The sequence below is a fragment of the uncultured Sphingomonas sp. genome (genome assembly GCF_913778135.1).
In the GTDB taxonomy this organism is placed as follows: domain Bacteria; phylum Pseudomonadota; class Alphaproteobacteria; order Sphingomonadales; family Sphingomonadaceae; genus Sphingomonas.
Window position 1 is genome coordinate 1 of record NZ_CAJYVU010000087.1, and the last position, 21608, is coordinate 21608.

Genomic DNA, 21608 nt, shown 5'->3' on the forward strand with positions numbered 1-21608 from the left:
TGGCTCGCCGAATGCTGCAGAGCCGGGGCTCTCAAGGGGAACATTGACGATGCGTAACAACCTGTTGTGGGGTGTGGCGGCGGTTGCGCTGATCGCACCGATGGGCGCGATGGCGCAGGAAACCACCTCCGCGATCCGCGGCACCGTGACCGCAGGCGGAACGCCGGTCGCTGGCGCCAACGTGACGATCACCAACACGACTACCAACGCGCGCGTCAACACCGCGACCGGCGCTGATGGTACGTTCAACGCGAATGGTCTGCCCGTCGGCGGCCCCTACACCGTTGCGATCACCAGCCCGCAGGGAAGCCGGACCGTCACCGACATCTTCACGGTGGTGCAACAGCCGTTCACGCTGCCGGTCGACCTCGCCCCCGCGGCGGCTGCGGGCGCGGATGCCGGCGCGGGCGAGGACATCGTGGTCACCGCTTCGTCGATCCGCGGCGCGGGCGTCACCTCGGACGGTCCGCAGACGGTGCTGACGCAAGCTGACGTGTCGAAGGTTGCGTCGGTCAACCGCGACATCCGCGACATCCAACGCCGCGATCCGTTCGCCAACATTGATCTTGGCAACGGCGGCGATCGCGGTGGCGCGGTGAGCTTCGCGGGTGTCAATCCGCGCTACAACCGTTTCACGATCAACGGCGTGACCGTCGGCGACACGTTCGGCCTCAACCAGGACGCGAGCCCGACCAACCGCGGCCCGGTGCCGTTCGACGCGATTGCGCAGGTTTCTGTCTCGGTTGCGCCCTATGACTTCCGTCAGTCTGGCTTCCAGGGTGGTGCGATTGACACGGTGCTGCTGTCAGGCACCAATGACTTTCATGGCACCGGCTTCTATTCGCAGAATACCGATGGACTGACCGGTGACAAGATCGGCGGCAATATCCAGAATACGCCTAAGTACAAGTCAGAAACCTATGGTGCCACTCTTCGTGGTCCGCTGATCGCCGACAAGCTGTTTTTCATGGTGTCGGCGGAGCGGAATACCGATCCGCGTCCGTTCTCGACGTTGATTGGCTCGTACCGCAATCCGGCCGCAATCCAGAGTGCAATCAACACTGTCACCAGCATCGCTGCCGCACAAGGCTACGGCGACACCGTTGGCGGCGTGCTGGGTCTCAATCCGCGCAAGGATGAGAAGATCACCGGTCGCATCGACTGGAACATCGCCGACGGCCAACGCCTGGCGGTGTCGTACATCAACGCCTACGACGTGCTCGTCAGCCAGAACAACACCAACGCGACGGCAAATCCAGCGACATACGGCCTCAGCAGCAACGCTTATTCCCTTTCCGAGCTGCTGAAGGCCGGCATCGTTCAGCTGAACTCGGACTGGACGGACAATTTCTCGACCGAAGCCCGTGCGATCTACAAGTACAACAAGCGTGGTCAGGAGCCGCTGCTGGGTCGCGGCATCGGTCAGATCGGCGTCTGCTCCGAGGTGACAAGCGCACCCGCCGCAAATGGTGCGTTGACCCCGACCGGCTGCGCGACCGGCGCATCACGCATCACGTTCGGTCCCGACAACAATCGTCACGTCAACCAGCTGTTCTTCGACACTTGGGAAGGATCGCTGCTGGGTCGCTACACGGCTGGTGCACATCAGATCCAGGCACTGGTCGACGTTACGCAGAACCGCACGTTCAACAATTTCGTGCCGAATGCGCTCGGTAATTATTATTTCGACACCACGACCGATTTCCGCAACCGTCAGGCAAACCAGCTGATCTATGCGGCTCCGATCCCTGGAACCAACGCCGCCGCCGACTTCCGCTACACGCAATTCGCCTTCGGCCTTCAGGACGAATGGCAGGTCACGGACACGCTCGCGCTCACCGCGGGGGCGCGCTACACCATGTACGCGATGAAGGAGCGACCGGTGTTCAACCCGTCCTTCACGCAGCGCTTTGGCTTCACCAACACAAAGAACTACAACGGTCTCGATCAATTCGAACCGCGCCTGAGCTTCGACTGGAAACCGACCAACTTCCTGGCTGGTGTAAAGCTCCGCGGTGGCGTTGGCGTGTTCGGTGGCGGCTCGCCCGACATCTACATGTCGAACAGCTTCTCGAATACGGTCACCATCAGCTCGGTGACGATTAACCGCGACGCCACCTGCAACACGCCTGGGTCGATCTGCGACCTCGCGCTCAACAACGTGAACGGCAACGTGCCGGCAGCGGTGTCGGCCTTTGCAGCCAACGCTGCCAGCAACCCCGCAGCCGCGACCAACGTTGCGCGCACTAACACCGGTGCGCTTGACCGCGACTTCCACTTGCCGCGTTCGTTGAAGGCGACGTTGTCGGCTGATTACAACTTCATGGGCTTCAACCTCGGTGGGGATTATTATTATTCCAACACCCTGGACGGTGTGATCTTCCGCGACGGCCGCGTGACGCAGATCGGCGTACTGCCCGATGGGCGCCCCCGCTACGGTGCGCTGACGGCATTCAGCGACAACAATTACGACATCATCACCACCAACACGAGCAAGGGTCACAGTCATGTGGTCGTGGTCCGCGCCGACAAGGCGTTCGATTGGGGGCTGACACTCGGCGGCAGCGTCACCCGTTCGTGGATTCGTGACGTGGGCAATGCGACTTCGTCGACGATCAACTCGAACTACCGCAATCAGTTCTTCGCCGACCCGAACGATCCGGCTTATGGTATCTCGTCTGACCAAATCAAATGGCAAATCAAGTACAGCGTTGGCTTCGATCACGCATTTTTCGGGGACAACCGCACGGTCGTGCAGTTGTTCGGCGAAACGCGCGCCGGACGCCCGTATAGCTATACGATGCTCGATAACACGCAGAACCGTTCAAGCGTGTTCGGAACCGTGCTGACCAGTGTAGGTGCCAATACCAACCTGTTCTACGTACCGACGGGCATCGATGATGCGCGAGTCAGCTATGACACCGCTGCAACGCGCGATGCGGTCAACAGCTTCATCGACGGCACCGTGCTGAGCAAGTATCGCGGTCAGATCGCGCCGAAGAACATCGGTCGCAATCGCGCCTTCACGCGGATTGATCTCCACCTTGAGCAAGAAATCCCGACCTTTATCGGCAACTCAAAGATTTCGCTGTTTGCCGATATCAACAACCTGCCGAACTTGCTTAACAGCAAGTGGGGCGGCCTGCGTCAGCTCGGTTTCCCGTATTCTGGTTCACTCGTGACGGTGCAGTGTCTCGCGGCCGCGACGCCGACCGGGACGAACGCTGCTGCACAGACGAGCAGCGCCGTGCCCTGCGCGCAGTATCGCTATTCGTCGTTCACGACACCCAATACGTCGTCGGTGAACTTCACGCAGTCGCTCTACCAGATCCGTCTGGGGGCGCGCTTCACCTTCTAAGCCGACAGCCTCAGCGCCTTTCGGGCCGTCACCCTCGCGGGTGGCGGCCCTTCTTTTTTGCGCGGCTCGTGTCCCGCGTGTAGATGGGGTGCGATGGCGACCACTTCCGCTTCGCAGGACCATGCGCTGCCCGGCACCACGGCCGCGACCGCGCCCTCTCCTTCGCTGGCGGGCAACCGTCCGCTGTCGATCCGACCGTTCTTCGAGGACAAGGCGGCGGCGTTCTGGAAATTGCAGGCGGCAGGCTGGACCGGCTACCTCGTGCTGCGCTCGGTGTCGTCGCTGTCGACCAGCTTCACCTTGCAGCAGATCGTGCCGGTGATCGTCGAATCGATCGTCGGTTATTGCATCACGCTGCTGCTGTCGGTGCTCTACGGTTATTACCGCCGCCTGCCGCGCGTGACGGGCATCTTGCTATCGATCTTCACGCTCGGTGCGGGGACGTTCCTCTACGCGACGCTCGACGCCTTTTCGTTCAGCTTCATCAAGCTGTCGGCGCCCGGTGTCGACCTGTCGCTGCTGCTCGGCACGCTGTTCCTGAACTTCACCGTGCTGGCGGGCTGGTCGGCGCTCTACTTCGGGATCAACTTCTACCTGCTGGTCGAGGACCAGATCGACCAGATGGAGCATCTGGAGATACAGGCCTCGTCGGCGCAGCTGGCGATGCTGCGCTATCAGCTGAACCCGCATTTCCTGTTCAACACGCTCAACTCAATCTCGACATTGGTGCTGTTGAAACAGACCGAGCGCGCGAATGCGATGCTGTCGCGGCTGTCGTCGTTCCTGCGCTACACGCTCGCCAACGAACCCACCGCGCACGTCACGGTCGCGCAGGAAGTCGAGACGCTGAAGCTCTACCTCGAGATCGAAAAGATGCGCTTCGAGGATCGACTGCGGCCAAAATTCGACATCGATCCCGCGGTCGACAAGGCACGGCTGCCGTCGCTGCTGCTCCAGCCGCTGGTCGAGAATGCGATCAAATACGCAGTCACCCCGCAGGAGGACGGCGCAGAAATCTGCGTCTCCGCGCGGCTCGTCGGGGATCGCGTGCTGCTCGGCGTATCCGACACCGGCCCGGGATTGATGCCGAACAAAAACCGGCCGAGCCTTTCAACCGGCGTCGGCATCGCCAATATCAGGGAGCGACTGGCGCAGGCATATCCCGGCGACCACCGCTTCGCGGTCCGGGCGATGCCGGCGGGCGGGTTCGGGATCGAGATCGAGATCCCCTACCAACTGGAGGAACCCGGGCGCTGAGGCCCGCCCCTCCCCGCCACGGTGCGCGTGATGGAGTGTGTAGAATAAATGACGATCAGGACCATTCTCGTCGATGACGAGCCGCTCGCGATCCAGGGGCTCGAGCTGCGGCTGCAGGCGCACGACGACGTGGAGATCATCGCCAAGTGCCAGAACGGGCGCGAGGCGATCAGCGCGATCAAGACGCACAAGCCCGACCTCGTCTTTCTCGACATCCAGATGCCGGGCTTCGACGGCTTCTCGGTGGTGCAGGGATTGATGGACGTCGAGCCGCCGCTGTTCGTGTTCGTGACCGCCTATTCCGACCACGCGATCCGCGCATTCGAGGCGCAGGCGACCGATTACCTGATGAAGCCGGTCGAGGAGGCGCGCCTGGCCGAAACGCTCGACCGCGTACGCCAGCGTTTGTCCGAACGCGGCAGCCGCGAGGAAGCGACAAAGCTGAAGGAAGCGCTGGCAGAACACGCGCCCGAGGCCGCGGCCGAGATTGCGGCGGAGAGCGACGGCGGCGATCAGGTCGCGGCCAACCGTTATGAAAAGATGATCAACGTGAAGGATCAGGGACAGATCTTCCGCGTCGATGTCGACACGATCGAATTGATCGAGGCGGCGGGCGATTACATGGTGATCAAGACGGCGGCCAATACGCTGATCCTGCGCGAGACGATGAAGGACCTGGAGAAACGGCTCGACCCGCGCCGGTTCCAGCGCATTCACCGCTCGACGATCGTCAACCTCGATCTGGTCAAGCAGGTCAAACCCCACACCAACGGCGAATGCTTCCTGGTGCTCGATTCAGGGTCGAGCGTGAAGGTGTCGCGGTCTTACCGCGACGTGGTGGCGCGGTTCGTCCATTGATCGCGGCGGCGGTCCTGCTCGCGGCCGCGGGGCCAGCCGCGGCGGTGTGCGGGGCATATTGTCAGCATCGTCGCCACCCGTGGCCCCGACGGTGGCTGGCGCAGCGACGAGATCGGTCGCAGCAAGATCTGATGGAGAGCGCGACGCCGACCGATATGTCACGCGTGACGTGCACGTTGTCGGTTAAGGATGGAGCGAGGATCGATGCATCGCCCGACCAGCCGGCGTTCTGGCGACGGAACCTATCGGCGCGAGCCAGCGAGGGGCTGCCGCCACTCGGTCGTATGGTTCGCCGGATCGACGTGGTGACACCGAAATGCGCACAGCATTGGGCCGTCGCCTGTGATCAACCGCCGATGCTGGCCGAGCTGGATGCGCTGATCACGCCTAAATAGCGCCCTGTACAGGCGCCTGCTCAATCCTCAGCGTCGGCCTGCTCGCCATCGCCTGCTTCATCCGTGTCGCCACCGCTCTGGAACCAGGCCTCAACCGGACCCATCAGCTTGATCGTCAACGGGCGACCATGACGGTCCATCTTCTTGCCGAGCGCAACGCGGATCCAGCCCTCGGAGATGCTGTATTCCTCAACGTCGGTGCGCTCGCTGCCCTTGAAGCGGATGCCGACGCCGCGCTCCAGCGCGTCGCGGTTAAAATGCGGGCTGCGGGGATCGATCGAGAGATGGTCGGGAGGCGTATCGGTCATCGCGCGCGCCTACCCCGCTCGGCAGGGACGTGCCAACAAAAAAGCGGCGTAACGGAACTGCCCCCGCCACGCCGCTCGAACGAACCAGCTACCGGTCGATGATTACCAGCCGTAATATCCGCGGGGGGCACCATAGTACGGGTCGCGGTAGTATTCGCGGTACACCACGCGCGGGGGCGGCGGCGCATAATAGTCGCGGTAGTAACCACGCGGCACCGGGCGGTAGCGCGGGCCGTAATAACCGTTGTAGCCGTAATAACCGCGATCGTAATAGCGGTCCCGGTTGCTCGACGCGATTGCTGCGCCGACACCCAGGCCGACAACACCGCCAAGGATCGCCGCCGCAGCGGTGTCACCACCGCGGTGGCCACGATAGCCGCGGTAACCGCCCCAGCGCTGCGCATCGGCGGGGGCAGCGGCAGTGATAGCAGTGGCGGCGAGCGCGATGCCCATTCCCGCCTTAGTCAGAAAACCACTCATTTCGAACCTCCTTACAGGGTTACGCTCGGTTCGCACGATTGGTTGAACGCAAGTCTTGCGAGCGTGTTGCAAGTCCTACGCGATTCGCACTGAACGCAGGCGGAATGCGATATTCACGTGGCGTTTAGGCTGGCCCGGCTCACATCATGTGGACGGTCTTGGTCACCATGTGCGCGGCCACGCCCTCGGGCCCATCCTCCGAGCCGAAGCCGCTGTCCTTCACACCACCGAACGGGCTGTCGGGCCAGCTCAGCCGCACGTTGTTGATCGCGACCATCCCGGCCTCGATCTCGTCACCGAGCAGGTTCTGCCGCCGCCCGTTCTCGGTGAAGCAATAAGCCGCGAGCCCGAAGGGCAGCCGGTTCGCCTGTGCGATCGCGTCGTCCACCGTTTCGAACGGAGTCAGCAGCGCCAGCGGGCCGAACGGCTCGTCGTTCATCGCGCGCGCCTCCAACGGCACGTCGGCGAGCACGGTTGGTGTGAAGAAGAAGCCGTCGCCTTCCCCACGCGTGCCCCCCGCCAGCACGCGCGCACCGACGCTGCGCGCATCCTCGACCAACTCTTGAATCGCAGACGGACGGCGCGCGTTGGCCATCGGCCCCATCTGCGTGTCGGCGTCGAGCCCGCTACCGAGCTTGAGTCGCTTCGTCCGCTCGGCGAATCCTTCAGCGAAGCGGTCGTAGATGCCGGCCTGAACATGGAAGCGCGTCGGCGCGACGCACACTTGCCCCGCATTCCTGAACTTGTGCGCGACGAGCGTGTCGAGCGTCTTATCGAGATCGCAATCGTCGAACACCAGCACAGGACCGTGTCCGCCCAGCTCCATCGTCGTCTTCATCATCGTCTCGGCGGCGAGCTTCGCCAAATGCTTGCCGACCGGAACCGAACCGGTGAAGCTCAGCTTGCGCGTGACCGGCGAGGCGAGCAGGTGGCGCGAGACCTGATCGGGCACGCCGAAGACGCATTGCGCGACGTCACCGGGCAGACCTGCGTCCTGGAAGCAGCGCAGCACCTCGACCGCCGAGCCCGCGGTCTCCTCGCTCGGCTTGATGATGATCGAGCAGCCCGCCGCGATCGCGGGGCCGAGCTTCCGGACCACATTCATGATCGGGAAGTTCCAGGCGCAGAACGCCGCCACCGGGCCGATCGGTTGCTGCAACACCAGGCTGCGCGTGCCCGCCGGACGTGGCAGCACGCGACCGTAGATGCGCTGTGCTTCGCCGGCATGGAACTCGAGCAGCGCGGCGGCAAAAGCGACCTCGCCCTTCGCCTCGACCAGCGGCTTGCCCTGTTCGAGTGTTGCGATGCGGGCGAGATGCTCGGCGCGCTCGCGAAGGATCGCGGCCGTGCGGGTCAGCACCTGCGCGCGCTGCGCCGGGTCAACCTTTCGCCACGCCTTGAACCCGCGATCCGCAGCGTCAAGCGCGCGGTCGAGATCCTCCGGGGTCGCCAGCGGCAGCGCACCCTGCGCCTGCCCGGTCGCGGGGTTGAGCACGTCGTGCGCGTCGCGCCCCGCGCCGGTCAGCCATTCGCCGGCAATGTAGAGGCCGAGGCGCGGATCATAGGCGGTCATGCAGGGGCTCCTTGAACTGATCGCCCCCATATAGGCGCGATAGCCCCGCACTCCACCGCCGGTTATCGCAGCGCGGCCACCGGCGATCGATGCTGCCCTATGATCCTTGGCCTACTTCGCCTTGGCCTTACCCGCCGGTGTGGCCGCTGCCGGCTTGACGTAGCGATCGAGCCAGTCGGTCATCTGCCACAGCGTCTCCTCGGTCGACTCAAGCGCGCGGTAGCCGTGCGGCTCGTTCGGCAGCACGACGTAGCGGACGGTCGCGCCATTGCCCTTCAACGCCGCGTACATACGCTCCGACTGGATCGGGAAGGTGCCCGAATTGTCGTCCGCGCCACCGTGGATCAGCAGGATCGGCGCCTTGATCCGGTCGGCGTAGGTGAAGGGCGACATCTCGGTATAGGTCGGGGTCGCCTGCCAGTAGGTGCGCTGCTCCGCCTGGAAGCCGAACGGCGTCAGCGTGCGGTTGTATGCGCCAGATCGCGCGATGCCGGCGCGGAACAGGTCGGTGTGCGCGAGCAGGTTGGCGGTCATGAACGCGCCGTAGCTGTGCCCGCCGACCGCGATCCGGTTGCGGTCGGCCGCGCCCGTCGCCACCACCGCGTCGACCGCGGCCTGCGCGTCGGCTTGCAATTGCTTGACATAGGTGTCGTTCGCCTCCGCGCCGCCCTCACCCACGATCGGCATCGCCGGGTCGTCGAGCACCGCATAGCCTTGCGTCAGCAGGAAAAGGTGGCTGATCCCGCGCGGGCGGGTGAAGCGGTTGCCCTGGTCGACCGTCTGCCCCGCGACCTTCGGGTCGGTATACTCGGCCGGATAGGCCCAGAGCAACGTCGGCAGCGGCCCATCGCGCTTCGCATCATAGCCCGCGGGCAGATAGAGCGTGCCCGACAGCGGCAGGCCGTCGGCGCGCTTGTAGGTGATGGTGCGCTGCGTCACACCGGCGAGCGAAGGCGCGGGATCGGCGAAGTTGGTGACGACGCGTGCCTTGTCGCCCTTGACCGTGCGGATGACGTAATTGGGTGCGAGCTTCGCGCTCTCGCGCCGCGTCAGGATGCGCGCACCGGTGTCGTCGAGCATCGCGACGACGCTCTCGTAATAAGGCGCCTTGGCGGTCCACAGCCGCGTCTGTTCGCCGCCGGCGATCGGCATCGTGGCGAAGAACGGGAACGCGCCTGCCTTGGTCGCGCCTTCGCCCTCGACAAAGACGGCGCGGTGGTCGGGGGTGAAGCGCATCACCTGCTTGCCCGCCGCGTTCCGCTCCAGCGTCGGGAAGCCGGGATCGCCATACTGGTCCTGATAGTTACGCGCCAGCAGCACGCGCGCCGTACCCGGTTGATCGGGGCTGACCGCGTAGCGCTGCTCGGTGCGCGTCTTCCACGCGCGGTCGACCACCATCGCGAAGCCGCCGTCGCCCCACATCGTCGTCGCATAGCGGTTGGCGGTCTTGGCGAGTTCGACAGGCGCGGCGGAGAAGGGTGCGGCCTGCATCATCACGCGGTCGTGGAACGGGACGTTTGCCTTCGGATCACCACCGTCGAGCGCCTCCGCCCAGACGAGCGTCGCGGGCGCGTCGGAGCGCCACTCCGCCTCGCGCGGGCCCTTGACGGCCGCATCGAAGTCGACCGGCAGGTCGTCGGCGAGCGGGCGATCGACCAGCGTCTTCACCGGCTGCCCGTCGATCGTCGTGACTGCGATCTCGGTCGGGAAATAGCCGGCGGGCAGCAGGTAGGAATACGGCCGCTTCAACCGCTCGGTCAGCAGATAGCGACCATCGGGCGACACGCTGAAGTCGGTGAACAATCCCGGTGCCCCGATCGGCGTCGCGGCACCGCTGCCCGCGTCGACGCGCACCAGCTGACCGGTGAAATAATGGTTGAACAGCGCCTCGTCGCCCGCATTGGCGAGCAGATCCTCATAGGTTCGCGCGGCCGAGCGGCGGCCGTTACTTTCCTGCACCACCGGGCCGGTCGGCGTGACGTTCTCCACCGGCGCAGGCCCACGGTTCGCGACCACGGTGCGCGCGACGATCGCGCGGCTGTCGGGCGTCCAGGTGAATGGCGTGCCGTTGAAGGCAGCGTTCAACCCGCGCGCGAGCGGGCGCACCGCGCCGCTGCGATCGGCAACCCACAAGGCCAGCCCGGTGGGCTCCTGCACCACGAAGGCGAGGCGTGAGCCATCGGGCGACCAGGAGGGATTGGTGAAGCGGGTGCTGGCGGGCAACGCGGCCTTCACCTCGCGACCCGATGCCAGATCCTTGAACGACAGCGCGTTCAGCCACTGCGTGCGTACCTCGGCCTGGCCGTTGGTGGCGGGGTCGATGCGATAGCCGGCGAGCCGCAGGATCGGCTTCGACAGATTGGCGATCGTCGGCAGGTTCTCGCGCCCCAGGATCGCGAGCGTTTGGTGGTCCGGGCTGACCGCGACGGACGGGGTGGGCGGCGTTTCCAAGATCTTCGCGATTGCGTCGGGCGCGCGGTGGTAGGTGGTGGCCGGCGTGTCAGGCACGGCGGGGGACGGGGCGGCGAAGGCCGGCGTGGTGGTCAGCAAGAGAGCGAGAACGGCTGCGCGCATGGATGGAACCCCCGGATCATGTGGGAGCCCTTGTCCGGGCAAGCGCGGCTTAATTCAACCCGCGCGATGCGATCATTCAGGCCGGAGAGACGCCGTCCGCGCTGACCAGATCGGGTGCGACCAGGGTGCCGATCAGCCGCACGCGCTTTTCCACCAGATCGACCGGCGTGCGCTGCAGCTCCAGCTGGAACCGCCCGCCGACGTCGCGGCGCAGAAAGAACGCGCCGCCATCGCGGATCAGCGTGCCGGTCTCGTCGATCCGTGTTCCGATCGCGGTCATGCAGCGTCACTTGTCATCGCCGCGGTATATCGCAAGCCGTTCGGCATCGGGCAAGCAGGACCGTATCGGCCACCTTATCACCGGTCGCGCTTCACGCCGCCGGCCGCGCCAATCCCGGCGAGTGCCGCTACCCCGAGTGACGCAAGCAGCGGCGTGGCTCGCCGCACGTACAGGCTGCGATCGGTCGTGCTCGCCAGGGTCGTCGGGTCTCCGGTGAACAGGTGCAGTAGATGGCGCGCGACTGCGTGCGGGTGCTCGCGTTGCGCGAAATGGCCGACGCCGGCGAGCACCACGCGCGCGAACGGGCCGGTGAACTTACTCGCAACATCGGCGCTCGTCTCGGGCGGGTTGACGTCGTCAACCGCGCCCTGAACGTAGAGCGTCGGCAGCAACAGCGTGGTGGTTGCACGCACCTTGTCCTCAAGCCACTGGCTGCGCGGGTCGGGCTTCACCTCGTCCCAGCGTGCGCGGTAGCTGTGCAGCGTGACGTCGACCCAATTGGGGTTCTCCCACGCGCGCGACACGCGATCGAACGTTTCCTCGTCGTACCAGCCGGGCGGCGACCAGTTGTTCCAGTGAGTGCGTGCAAAGCCGCGGCGGTCGGCGCGCACCGCGTCTGCACCGCGCGCGGTCGCCATGAACCAGTGATACCATTGCCGCTGAGCCTGCGCGAACGAGGGCGTCTTCATGCCGCCGAGCCGCGGCGGCGTGCATAGCATCGCCATCCGCTCGACCCGGTCGGGCCAGCCGACCGCCAGCGCCTCCGCGGTGTTCGATCCCCAGTCGTGGCCTGCGACGGTGAAGCGGTCTAGCCCGAGCGCGTCCATCAGCGCGATCATGTCGAGCGCGAGTACCGCGCTGTTGCCGGTGCGCGGCACATCGGGCTTCAACCGCGTGCCGCCGAAGCCGCGTAGTGTCGGCTGGATCGTGCGCAGCCCCGCCGCGTTCAGCCGCGGCACGACCGCGTCCCAGGTCGAGGCGTCATCAGGCCAGCCGTGGATCAGCAGCACCGGCGGACCATCTCGCGGTCCGCGATCCTCGTAGGCGATCGTCACGAAATCGGTATCGACAATCGCCATCTCAGTTCCTTGCCTCTACCTTGACACAAGCGCCGCGGCGCACTCGAACGGCCTTCATGACGACCGCAAACTCATGACCATCGCTGCGAAGCGTGCGAGGCCGGGCGCTGTTCCCGCGCGAGCCGTCGCGGTGTAGGATTCCATCCGTGCGGCTGCCGAAATCCAATCAGTTTGCTGCAACAACAAGCGACGCCGCCGCGTGGTGGATGCTCGCGCTGATGCTGGCGACCTGTCTCGCTGCGGCGAGTGGGCTGGGTTTCCGCATCGATGCGTGGCGTACGGTGCCGCCAGCGGTCGGGTTGGCACTGCTCGGCCATGCTGCGTGGTACGGGCGGCGGCACGAACGGCCGCGCCTCGCCGCTGGATCGATCGCGTTCCTGCAGATGACGCTATTCACGCTGTTCGGCGTCGTACTCGCCTACGCGCTCGCCGCGCGAGCAGGAGCAATGTGGGACGCGCGGCTCGCCGCCGCCGATCGCATGCTCGGGTTTGATTGGTCCGCGGTGTTCACCGCCGCCGACCGAGCGCCCGCTGCGCTATGGATCGGCGGGTTCGCCTATCACAGCCTGACGCTCCAGATGGTGACCTGTATCGTCGCGATGAGCGCCTACGCGCAGTTCGACCGGTTGCGTATCGCGATCGCGGCGGCGATCCTGTCGGGGTTCGTCACTATCCTCGTCTCGTGGTGGGTGCCCGCGATGGGCAACGTGTTCGACCCCGCGCATTACACGCGATTGTGGCCGTCGATCGCGTGGATAGAGCAGGCGATGATCGCCGGGCTACGCGACGGCACGTGGCGTGTGCTCGACCTGACTCAGTTGATGGGAATCGTCAGCTTCCCGAGCTTCCACGCGACGCTGCCGGTAATCCTGTCGTGGGCGCAGCGCGACACGCCGGTATGGCGCTTCGTCGCGCCGGTGTGGGCGGGTGTGACGATCATCGCAACGCCGCTGTTCGGCGGGCATTACGGCATCGACGTGCTGGGCGGCCTCGCGCTCGCGCCGCTCGCGCTGGCGGTCGCGCCGTGGCTGGTTCGCCGACGTAGCACTGCTCGCCCGGGGCTTGCGCGCGGGCGTGACTTGGCGCAACCCGTTGAAACACGGATCGAACATGGCATCGGCTAGCACCATCAGCCGCGACACGCACGTCAGCGCCCTGCTCGCCGGGGCGATCGGAGCCGCTTGGCTGGCGATCCACGTCGGTGGCATCTTCTTCTGGTCGTGGAGCATGGCGACGATGCCGGTCGCTGCGCTGCTGATCGTCGCGCAGGCGTGGCTGAGTACGGGGCTATTCATCGTCGCGCATGATTGCATGCATGGTTCGTTCGCGCCCGGCCGCGCGCGCGTGAACCGGGCCGTGGGAGCGCTGTGCCTCGGCGCCTATGCCGCGCTGTCGTACCGCGCGCTTTACCCCAAGCACCACGCGCACCATGCTGCACCGGGAACCGAGCACGATCCCGATTTCCACGCCGGTGCGCCGCGCCGCGCGCTGCCGTGGTTCGTACGCTTCTTCTCGGGCTATTACACCCACGGACAGATCGCGCGGATCACGCTGGCGGCGATCCTGTACCTGCTGCTCGGCGCGTCGCTGGTAAACATCGTCGCGTTCTGGGCGGTACCGGCGCTGCTCGCACTGGCGCAACTGTTCTTCTTCGGCACCTATCTGCCGCACCGGCACGACGACGCGCCCTTCGCCGATCACCACAATGCGCGCAGCAATGCGCTGTCACCGCTGGCGTCGATAGCGACCTGTTTCCACTTCGGTGCCTATCATCACGAGCATCACCTGAGCCCGCGCACGCCGTGGTGGCGGCTGCCGGGTGTACGGTCGCGCCTTACGCAAGCGCCGCGCTGACGCGTGCTGCGGCGGCGGTCGCCCCGCCGCTCTGCGCCATCTCGGCACCGATCCGCCGTGCGGCATCGCGGTAGCCGGGATCGTGCATCACCGCGCCGAGTACCGCCGCCAGCGTCGAAGCGCGTAGCGCGCGAGGTGACAGCACCCGCCCCGCACCCGACCAAGCGACGCGCGCGGCCGTGCCCGGCTGCTCGAACGCGATCGGCAGCGCGACGATCGGCACGCCTGCCGCCAGCGCATCGAGCACGGTGTTGAACCCGCCGTGCAGCACCGCCGCGGCGCAGTGGCGCAGAACCGCCGCCTGCGGCCAGAACGCGCGCACCAGCGGATCGCCCGGCAGCGCGGCCTCGTCCGCCGGCGAGAGCCCGCCGCCGTGTCCGATCACCGCGCGTGCGCCCGCCAACTCGCACGCACGCGCCATTACCGCGAACAGCCCGCGACGCGATCCCTGCAGCGTCCCGAGCGAGCAGAACACCAGCGGGCGCGCGTCGCCCTGCGGCAGATCGGCGGCGTCCTCTTCGGGGTCACGCCAGGGTCCACCATAGCTGAACGTGGCGGGCAAGCGCGCACGCGGATAGTCGAGCGCGCGTGGGCATTGCGCCATCCACGCCAGCGGCTCGCCTTCGATACCCAAGCGCCACGCGCGCCGCCGCTCCTCCAGCACGCGCGTGATCGGGCGCAGCAGCAGGTCGGCGACCTGATAGCCACCGTTGTTGCGGTTGCGTCCGACCGCATCGGGGCGGAAGCGCCAGCCGAGAAACGGCGGCGGCACGTCCTCTTCGCGCAGCAGCGGCAGCCCGGTAACGCTCGCGACCAGCGGCAGGCGCATCCGCGCGGCGATCAGCGCGCCGGCGGGTTCGGCCGTGTCGGCGATCACCGCCTCGGCACCGATCCGCGCTAGCACCGCCGGCGCACCGTCGAGCAGCTGCCCCGTCATCTGGGCGGTCGCCGCGATCATCCGCGGCAGTCCGCGCGGTCCGGTCGGCCGCCCGAGCAGGTCGAGATAGGCGTCGAGCAGCGGCGCGCTCGTGCCGGGAAGCGCGTGAAAGCCGACGCTCGGCTCAGGGACGAACCGCTCAACCCCGTCAACGTGGACCAGCGAGACGCGGTGGCCGAGCGCCGACAGTTCGCGGCCCAGCACCTGCAACGGGTTCAAATGCCCCGCGGTCGGCGGGGCGATGATCGCGATATGTCGCCTGGCGGATGGCACGCGCGCGGGCGCTTTCTTGAAAGGCAAAGGTCGCGGCTAGGTGCAGGCGCGGGCGCTGTCCAGCGATGTGGCCGCGCACGGTGCTGGTAATTGACCGGGATCAGGCAGTTTCGCGGCGGCGCTGTGCCCGACTGGCAACAGCCCGCGGGGATGTGTGCGGTTCAGCAATCTTCCGACACCTTTCACACGTCCGACACAATCCGCTGCCAGGCGCTTTAACGAAGCGGGGGGAGCCGCGAATCACCGACCAGGATCCGTACGACTTCTCGTCGTACGGGCCAGCGGTGCTGCGCGCTTCACACCCGCTGTTCACGCAAAAGGGAAACAGATCATCGTGACGTCCAAGTCGCTCCTGCTCGCCGGTGCCGCCGGCATGCTGACGCTCGCCGCGCCCGTGGCGGCGCAGACGGTGCAGTCCCCCACCCCGCCCGCGGTCGATGCCGCCACCGCGACGCCGGGCGACAATGGCGATGGCTTGCAGGAGATCACCGTCACCGCCGAGCGCCGCTCGGAGAACCTTCAGCGCGTGCCGGTGTCGGTTGCGGTGGTGGGCGGCGACGACTTGCGTACCTTTCAGTCGGCGGGCGAGGACATCCTGTCGCTCGCCGGCCGCGTCCCCGGCCTCTACGCCGAGACGACAACGGGGCGTATCTTTCCGCGTTTCTACATCCGCGGTCTGGGCAACATCGACTTCTACCTCGGCGCATCGCAGCCGGTATCGATCATCCAGGACGACGTGGTGCTGGAGCACGTGGTGCTGAAGTCGAACCCGGTGTTCGACGTCAATCAGGTCGAGGTGCTGCGCGGACCGCAGGGATCGCTGTTCGGGCGTAACACGACCGCGGGCATCATCAAGTTCGACACGATCCGCCCGAGCCAGGATTTTAACGGCCGCGTCAGCGCCTCCTACGGCAGCTACAACACCGCGACCGTGGATGCGGGCGTCGGCGGGCCGATCGTCGCCGACAAGATCGCGTTCCGCCTCTCGGGCCTCTATCAGCACCGCGACGACTGGATCGACAACACCTTCACCGGCCCCGGTGTCGACGGCACGCGCGGCGGCAAGGACAAGCTGGGCGGTTTCAACGAGCGCGACGTTCGGCTGCAATTGCTGTTCACGCCGACCGAGACGCTGTCGATCAACGTGTCGGGCCACGCGCGCGATTACGACGGCAGCTCGACGATCTTCCACCGCGGCGCGCTGGTGCGCGGATCGAACAGCGTCGCGCGCGAGCCGCGCAGCCGTGTCGCGCTGGACGAGGGCGACAACAATCCGCAGGCGTACAAGACCTATGGCGGATCGGTGAACGCCGCGTGGGATTTCGGTGCCGCGACGCTGACCTCGATCACCGCGTACGAGACGACGTCGGGTTACAGCCGCGGCGACACCGACGGTGGCGTGCGTCAATTGCCGCTGAACATAAACGGCGGCTGCTTCGACTGTAATCAGAGCCGGGGCAACATCCGCGACCTCGACCAGTGGACGCAGGAGCTGCGGCTCGCCTCCAGCGACGCGGGCGCGGCGTTCAAGTGGCAGGTCGGCGGCTTCTACTTCGACCAGCGCGACACGACCGATTTCTACCAGCGCCGCTTCTTCCTGACCGCACCGTTCGTGGCGGCGAACAGCAACACCAACAATCCGGGCAATTGGGTGCGGCTGCACGACGCCAACGCGTCATGGGCGGTGTTCGGCCAGGCGAGCTACACGTTCGACCGCCTGACGCTGACCGCGGGCGGTCGCTATACCGAGGACGACAAGCGCACGATCCTGGTCAAGCCTGCCACCACCGGCGCAACGGTCAACTTCCCGGCCACTGCCCCGCGCAATGTGAAGCTGACCGGCAAGGAGCCGAGCTGGGACGTGTCGGCGCTGTATGAGGTCGACCCGACCGCCAGCATCTACGCCCGCGTCGCGCGTGGTTTCCGTGGTCCCACGATCCAGGGCCGCTCGGCGGTGTTCGGCTCGGCGTTCACCACCGCCGACAGCGAGACGATCACCTCGTACGAGGCCGGCGTGAAGACGCGGCCGTTCAACAACCTGCGCTTCAACGCGACCGGCTTCTACTACCGCGTCAACGACATCCAGTTGAACGGCAACGATGCGAACGGCAACGGCGTGCTGTTCAACGCCGACCATGCCGACGCCTACGGGTTCGAGGCGGAACTGGAATGGCGCCCGATCCGCAACATCACCTTCTCGCTGGGCGGCAGTGCGCTGCACAGCGAAATCAAGGACAAGAACGTCTACGCGCAGGTGTGTGCGCTGGCGGGTCAGGTGACGTGCACCGTGCAAGACCCGACGATCCGTCGCACGATCTTCGGAGCTCCGGCGGTGCTGGCGCAGATCGATGGCAACCCGTTGCCCAACGCGCCCGAGTATCAGATCGACGCCGCGGTCCGATACGACATCCCGCTCAGCAACGACGGCGGACTGTTCGTCGCGACCGACTTCAACCTGCAGGGCTACACCAACTTCGTGCTATACAAGACGCGTGAATTCTACGCCAACGGCAACTTCGAGCTGGGGCTGAAGGCGGGGTATACGACGCCCGACGGCCGCTACGAGATCGCCGCCTTCGCGCGCAACCTGACGGGCGAGAAGAACCTGAAGGGCGTGATCGAGAACTACAATGCCGCGGTATTCAACGAACCGCGCGTCGTCGGCGTCTCGCTGGCGGCCAAGTTCCGCTGAGGGGACGTGGGGGCGGCGGAGCGATCCGCCGCCCCTTTTCAGTGCGGCTTGGGCTCGGGCGTCATCGCGAAGCCGCGCGACAGGCCGTGGTACAGTTTCTCGCGGCACACCCATTGGCTCGCCGCATCGGCGATGAACGCGGTGGCGAACATCGGCAGCATCAGCCCGCGGCTGGCGGTCGTCTCCGACAGGATGATGACCGCGGTCAGCGGTGCGCGCACGACGCCCGCAAAATAGGCCACCATGCCGAGGATCACGACCGCCGAAGTCGGGCTCGCCGGGAATACTTCACGCAGCAGGTTGCCGACGCCGGCGCCGACCGCAAGCGACGGCGCGAAGATGCCGCCGGGCAGCCCCGCGACTGCGGTGGCGAGCGTGGCGAGGAACTTGGCCGGGCCGAACCATAAAGGCGCGTCGACCCCGACGATCATCGCGCGCGCCGCCGAATAGCCGGTGCCCCAGGTCAGCCCGGTGGCGACGCCCAACCCCGCCACCACGATGCCGCAAGCGCCGGCGAAGACGATCGGATTGGCCTTGCTCCACCGCGTGACCGGGTGATTGCCGACCGCCAGGATCAGCATCAGCCGTGCGAACGCGCCGCCCGACAATCCGCCGACGATACCCGCGACCGGCACCACCAGCAGCGCGCTGGACAGCGGCATGCTCGCGCCGATCACGCCGAAATAGACGTAATCGCCCTGCACCGACTGCGCGACCATGCCGGCAATGACGATCGCGGTCAGCACCAGCAGCGTGACGCGCTGCTCGTACGCACTCGCCAGTTCCTCGATCGCGAACAGCAAGCCGGCAAGCGGGGTGTTGAAGGCGGCGGCGACGCCCGCCGCGCCGCTGGCGATGACGACCGGCGTGCGCAACGGCACGCGCATGACGCGGTGGGTGAAGCCCATCACGGCGGCGGCGAGCTGCACCGTTGGCCCCTCACGCCCGACCGACGCGCCCGACATGACTGCGGCGATCGTCAGCACGATCTTTGTAGCCGCAGTGCGGACCGAGATCAGCGAGCCGGTCGCACGGTTCGGATCATCTGCGGCCGCAATAACCTGCGGAATGCCCGATCCGCGCGCCAGCGGTGCGAAGCGGCGCGTGACCCACACCAGCGCCACGAACGCGAGCGGTGTCGTCAGCAGCGGCAGCCAGTGGTAGCGGTGAGCGTAACCGTTGAACCATCCGCCTGCCCAGTCGGCGGCCTCGGCGAACAGGATCGCGACCAGCCCGATCGCGATCGCGCCGGCCAGCACCGAAACGCGGGTGCGGAACTGGACCGACTTCGGCCCGCGCGTCCTCAGCAGCGCGCGGTAGCGCGATACCGTCCAGCGACGACGGGAGGCGGCGGCTGAGCGGCGGTCGAGCATGGCACCCGCTATAGCGCGATCGGTCGGGAGTTCACCTGCGGCGGAATGAAAAAAGGCGGCGACGGGGTGAGTGCCCGGTCGCCGCCTCTTCTCTATTGTCTGTCCGGGAGGCGCCGCGGCTAAGCCGCGTCGTCGGTCCTCGCTGTGGCGAGGCCGGCCGGGCGAGCCTTGAGGCTTGCCGCAGCCTTGGCTGCGGCTTGCCCGGCTCGCCTCAGGCGGCCTTCGCGCGGCTCGCGCGCTTGCGCTCGTTCGGGTCGAGGTGGCGCTTGCGCAAGCGGATGTTCTTGGGCGTGACCTCGACCATCTCGTCGTCGTCGATATAGGCGATTGCCTGCTCCAGCGTCATCTTCTTCGGCGGGGTCAGGCGGATCGCGTCATCCTTGCCTCCGCTCGCGCGGAAGTTGGTCAGCTGCTTCGCCTTCATCGGATTGACCTCAAGGTCGTCCGTCTTGGCGTTCTCGCCGATGATCATGCCCTCGTACAGCGCCTCACCGTGGCCGACGAACAGCACGCCGCGGTCCTCGAGCGGCCCGAGCGCATAGCCTTGGGCCTCGCCCGCACCGTTCGAGATCAGCACGCCATTCTTGCGGCCCTCGATGTTGCCCTTGTGAGGACCGTACTTCTCGAACAGACGGTTCATGATGCCGGTGCCGCGCGTGTCCGACAGGAATTCACCGTGGTAGCCAATCATGCCGCGCGACGGCGCGGAGAAGGTGATGCGCGTCTTGCCGCCGCCAGACGGGCGCATGTCGGTCATCTCGGCCTTGCGCAGGTTCATCTTCTCGACGACCGTGCCTGAATATTCCTCGTCCACGTCGATGATGACGGTCTCGTACGGCTCGGTCTTCTTGCCATCCTCGTCCTCGCCGAACAGCACGCGCGGACGGCTGATGCCGAGCTCGAAACCCTCGCGGCGCATCGTCTCGATCAGCACGCCGAGCTGGAGTTCGCCGCGGCCGGCGACCTCGTAGCTGTCGCGGTCGGCGGCCTCGGTCACCTTGACCGCGACGTTCGATTCCGCCTCGCGGAACAGGCGATCGCGGATCATGCGGCTGGTCACCTTCGATCCTTCGCGCCCCGCCATCGGCGAATCGTTCACCGCGAAGCGCATCGACAGCGTCGGCGGATCGATCGGCTGCGCGTGCAGCGGCTCGGTCACCTGCGGGTCGGCGATGGTGTTCGAGACGGTCGCGGTGGTCAGGCCGGCGAGGCTGATGATGTCGCCCGCCTTGGCCTCATCGACCGGCACGCGGTCGAGCCCGCGGAACGACAGGATCTTCGACGCGCGGCCGGTCTCGACGACGTTGCCGTCATTGTCGAGCGCGTGGATCGGCTGGTTTAGCTTCACGGTGCCCGAATTGACACGGCCGGTCAGGATGCGGCCGAGGAAGTTGTCGCGATCGAGCAGCGTCACCAGGAAGGTGAACGGCACGTTCTCGACCTCCAGGTTGGGCGGCGGCACGTGGCTGACGATCGTCTCGAACATCGGGATCAGCGTGCCCTCGCGCGCGTCCATGTCGGTCGAGGCGTAGCCGTTGCGGCCCGAGGCGTAGAGCACCGGGAAGTCGAGCTGCTCGTCGTTGGCGTCGAGCGATACGAACAGGTCGAACACCTCGTCGAGCACTTCCTGGATGCGCGCGTCGCTGCGGTCGACCTTGTTGACGACGACGATCGGCTTCAGGCCCAGCGCCAGCGCCTTGCCGGTCACGAACTTCGTCTGCGGCATCGCGCCTTCCGACGAATCGACCAGGAGGACGACCCCGTCGACCATCGACAGAATGCGCTCCACCTCGCCGCCGAAATCGGCGTGGCCGGGGGTGTCGACGATATTGATGCGGATCGATTCATCGCTGCCCGGCGGCGTCCAGTCGACCGAGGTCGGCTTGGCGAGAATGGTGATCCCACGCTCCTTCTCGAGGTCGTTCGAATCCATCGCGCGCTCTTCGATGCGCTGGTTCTCGCGGAACGTGCCCGATTGGCGGAAGAGCTGGTCGACGAGGGTGGTTTTGCCATGATCGACGTGCGCGATGATCGCGATATTGCGGAGGTTCATCATGTTTCCTGGATGGCCCGCGCGTTGGCGCACAGGCGATTTCGGCCGCGCCCTTAGCCTATTTGTGCGTCCGCGAAAAGATGGGGCGGACGGTGGGCGCGTACGCAGCCGTAGCCCGGCGCTCAGCCGGTATAGCGCCCCGCGGCCAGGACCTCACCCAATCGATCGAGCGTCAGCATCCGGCGGATCGCGGCGTGCTTATCGGGCTGGCGATCGTACCAGCGCTGCCAGATGCGCTGCCCGATCCAGTAACCCGCCTCGCTC

At 66.4% G+C, this 21608-nt stretch carries 15 protein-coding genes; 6 read left to right on the plus strand and 9 right to left on the minus strand.

From position 1 onward, the window contains the following. Positions 1 to 49: 49 nt before the first annotated feature. The 3 genes from QZ847_RS07900 to QZ847_RS07910 all read left to right on the plus strand — a co-directional run bounded on the left by QZ847_RS07900 (position 50) and on the right by QZ847_RS07910 (position 5473). Positions 50 to 3358 carry a TonB-dependent receptor gene (locus tag QZ847_RS07900; RefSeq protein WP_294355144.1) on the plus strand — a complete coding sequence of 1103 codons (3309 nt, stop codon included), beginning with the start codon at positions 50 to 52 and terminating at the stop codon, positions 3356 to 3358. Positions 3359 to 3451: 93 nt separating this feature from the next. Further along, positions 3452 to 4615, plus strand: coding sequence for a histidine kinase (locus QZ847_RS07905; RefSeq protein WP_294355149.1), 1164 nt, complete (start codon positions 3452 to 3454; stop codon positions 4613 to 4615). A gap of 48 nt (positions 4616 to 4663) precedes the next feature. After that, entirely contained in the window at positions 4664 to 5473 is an 810-nt protein-coding gene (locus QZ847_RS07910; RefSeq protein WP_294355152.1) for a LytTR family DNA-binding domain-containing protein, read from the plus strand. A gap of 415 nt (positions 5474 to 5888) precedes the next feature. Here the strand turns inward: QZ847_RS07910 and QZ847_RS07915 are convergent, their stop codons facing one another. The 6 genes from QZ847_RS07915 to QZ847_RS07940 form a co-directional block, all read right to left on the minus strand. Then, on the minus strand, positions 5889 to 6176 hold the full coding sequence (locus tag QZ847_RS07915; RefSeq protein WP_294355153.1) for a DUF3297 family protein: 288 nt from the start codon (positions 6174 to 6176) through the stop codon (positions 5889 to 5891). A 102-nt stretch (positions 6177 to 6278) separates the two neighbouring features. Continuing rightward, positions 6279 to 6656: a hypothetical protein gene (locus QZ847_RS07920; RefSeq protein WP_294355155.1), complete on the minus strand. Its 378-nt coding sequence runs from the start codon at positions 6654 to 6656 to the stop codon at positions 6279 to 6281. Positions 6657 to 6795: 139 nt separating this feature from the next. Further along, on the minus strand, positions 6796 to 8229 hold the full coding sequence (locus QZ847_RS07925; protein ID WP_294190519.1) for an NAD-dependent succinate-semialdehyde dehydrogenase: 1434 nt from the start codon (positions 8227 to 8229) through the stop codon (positions 6796 to 6798). 111 nt (positions 8230 to 8340) lie between these two features. Beyond that, positions 8341 to 10803, minus strand: coding sequence for a prolyl oligopeptidase family serine peptidase (locus QZ847_RS07930; protein WP_294355159.1), 2463 nt, complete (start codon positions 10801 to 10803; stop codon positions 8341 to 8343). Positions 10804 to 10879: 76 nt separating this feature from the next. Next, the gene (locus QZ847_RS07935; protein WP_294355162.1) at positions 10880 to 11083 is read right to left on the minus strand and encodes a DUF5818 domain-containing protein; all 204 of its coding nucleotides are present in this window, start codon (positions 11081 to 11083) and stop codon (positions 10880 to 10882) included. A gap of 77 nt (positions 11084 to 11160) precedes the next feature. Then, positions 11161 to 12162: an alpha/beta hydrolase gene (locus QZ847_RS07940; RefSeq protein WP_294355164.1), complete on the minus strand. Its 1002-nt coding sequence runs from the start codon at positions 12160 to 12162 to the stop codon at positions 11161 to 11163. 146 nt (positions 12163 to 12308) lie between these two features. On the opposite strand from QZ847_RS07940, the gene QZ847_RS07945 reads away from it, so the two are divergent. After that, the gene (locus QZ847_RS07945) at positions 12309 to 13286 is read left to right on the plus strand and encodes a phosphatase PAP2 family protein (RefSeq protein ID WP_294355167.1); all 978 of its coding nucleotides are present in this window, start codon (positions 12309 to 12311) and stop codon (positions 13284 to 13286) included. Beyond that, positions 13273 to 14016, plus strand: a complete 744-nt coding sequence (locus tag QZ847_RS07950) for a fatty acid desaturase (RefSeq protein ID WP_294355169.1) — start codon at positions 13273 to 13275, stop codon at positions 14014 to 14016. Before QZ847_RS07945 ends, QZ847_RS07950 begins: the two co-directional genes overlap by 14 nt. Here the strand turns inward: QZ847_RS07950 and QZ847_RS07955 are convergent. Further along, positions 13997 to 15253, minus strand: coding sequence for a glycosyltransferase (locus QZ847_RS07955; RefSeq protein WP_294355172.1), 1257 nt, complete (start codon positions 15251 to 15253; stop codon positions 13997 to 13999). The genes QZ847_RS07950 and QZ847_RS07955 overlap by 20 nt on opposite strands. Before the next feature lie 346 nt (positions 15254 to 15599). Here QZ847_RS07955 and QZ847_RS07960 point away from each other — a divergent pair, with 346 nt between their 5' ends. Beyond that, entirely contained in the window at positions 15600 to 17918 is a 2319-nt protein-coding gene (locus tag QZ847_RS07960; RefSeq protein ID WP_294355180.1) for a TonB-dependent receptor, read from the plus strand. A 38-nt stretch (positions 17919 to 17956) separates the two neighbouring features. On the opposite strand, the gene QZ847_RS07965 is transcribed toward QZ847_RS07960, so the two are convergent. Next, positions 17957 to 19291, minus strand: coding sequence for a chloride channel protein (locus QZ847_RS07965; RefSeq protein ID WP_294355174.1), 1335 nt, complete (start codon positions 19289 to 19291; stop codon positions 17957 to 17959). A gap of 211 nt (positions 19292 to 19502) precedes the next feature. Next, positions 19503 to 21344, minus strand: coding sequence for a translational GTPase TypA (gene typA / locus QZ847_RS07970; protein WP_093007277.1), 1842 nt, complete (start codon positions 21342 to 21344; stop codon positions 19503 to 19505). Between the last annotated feature and the right edge of the window lie 264 nt (positions 21345 to 21608).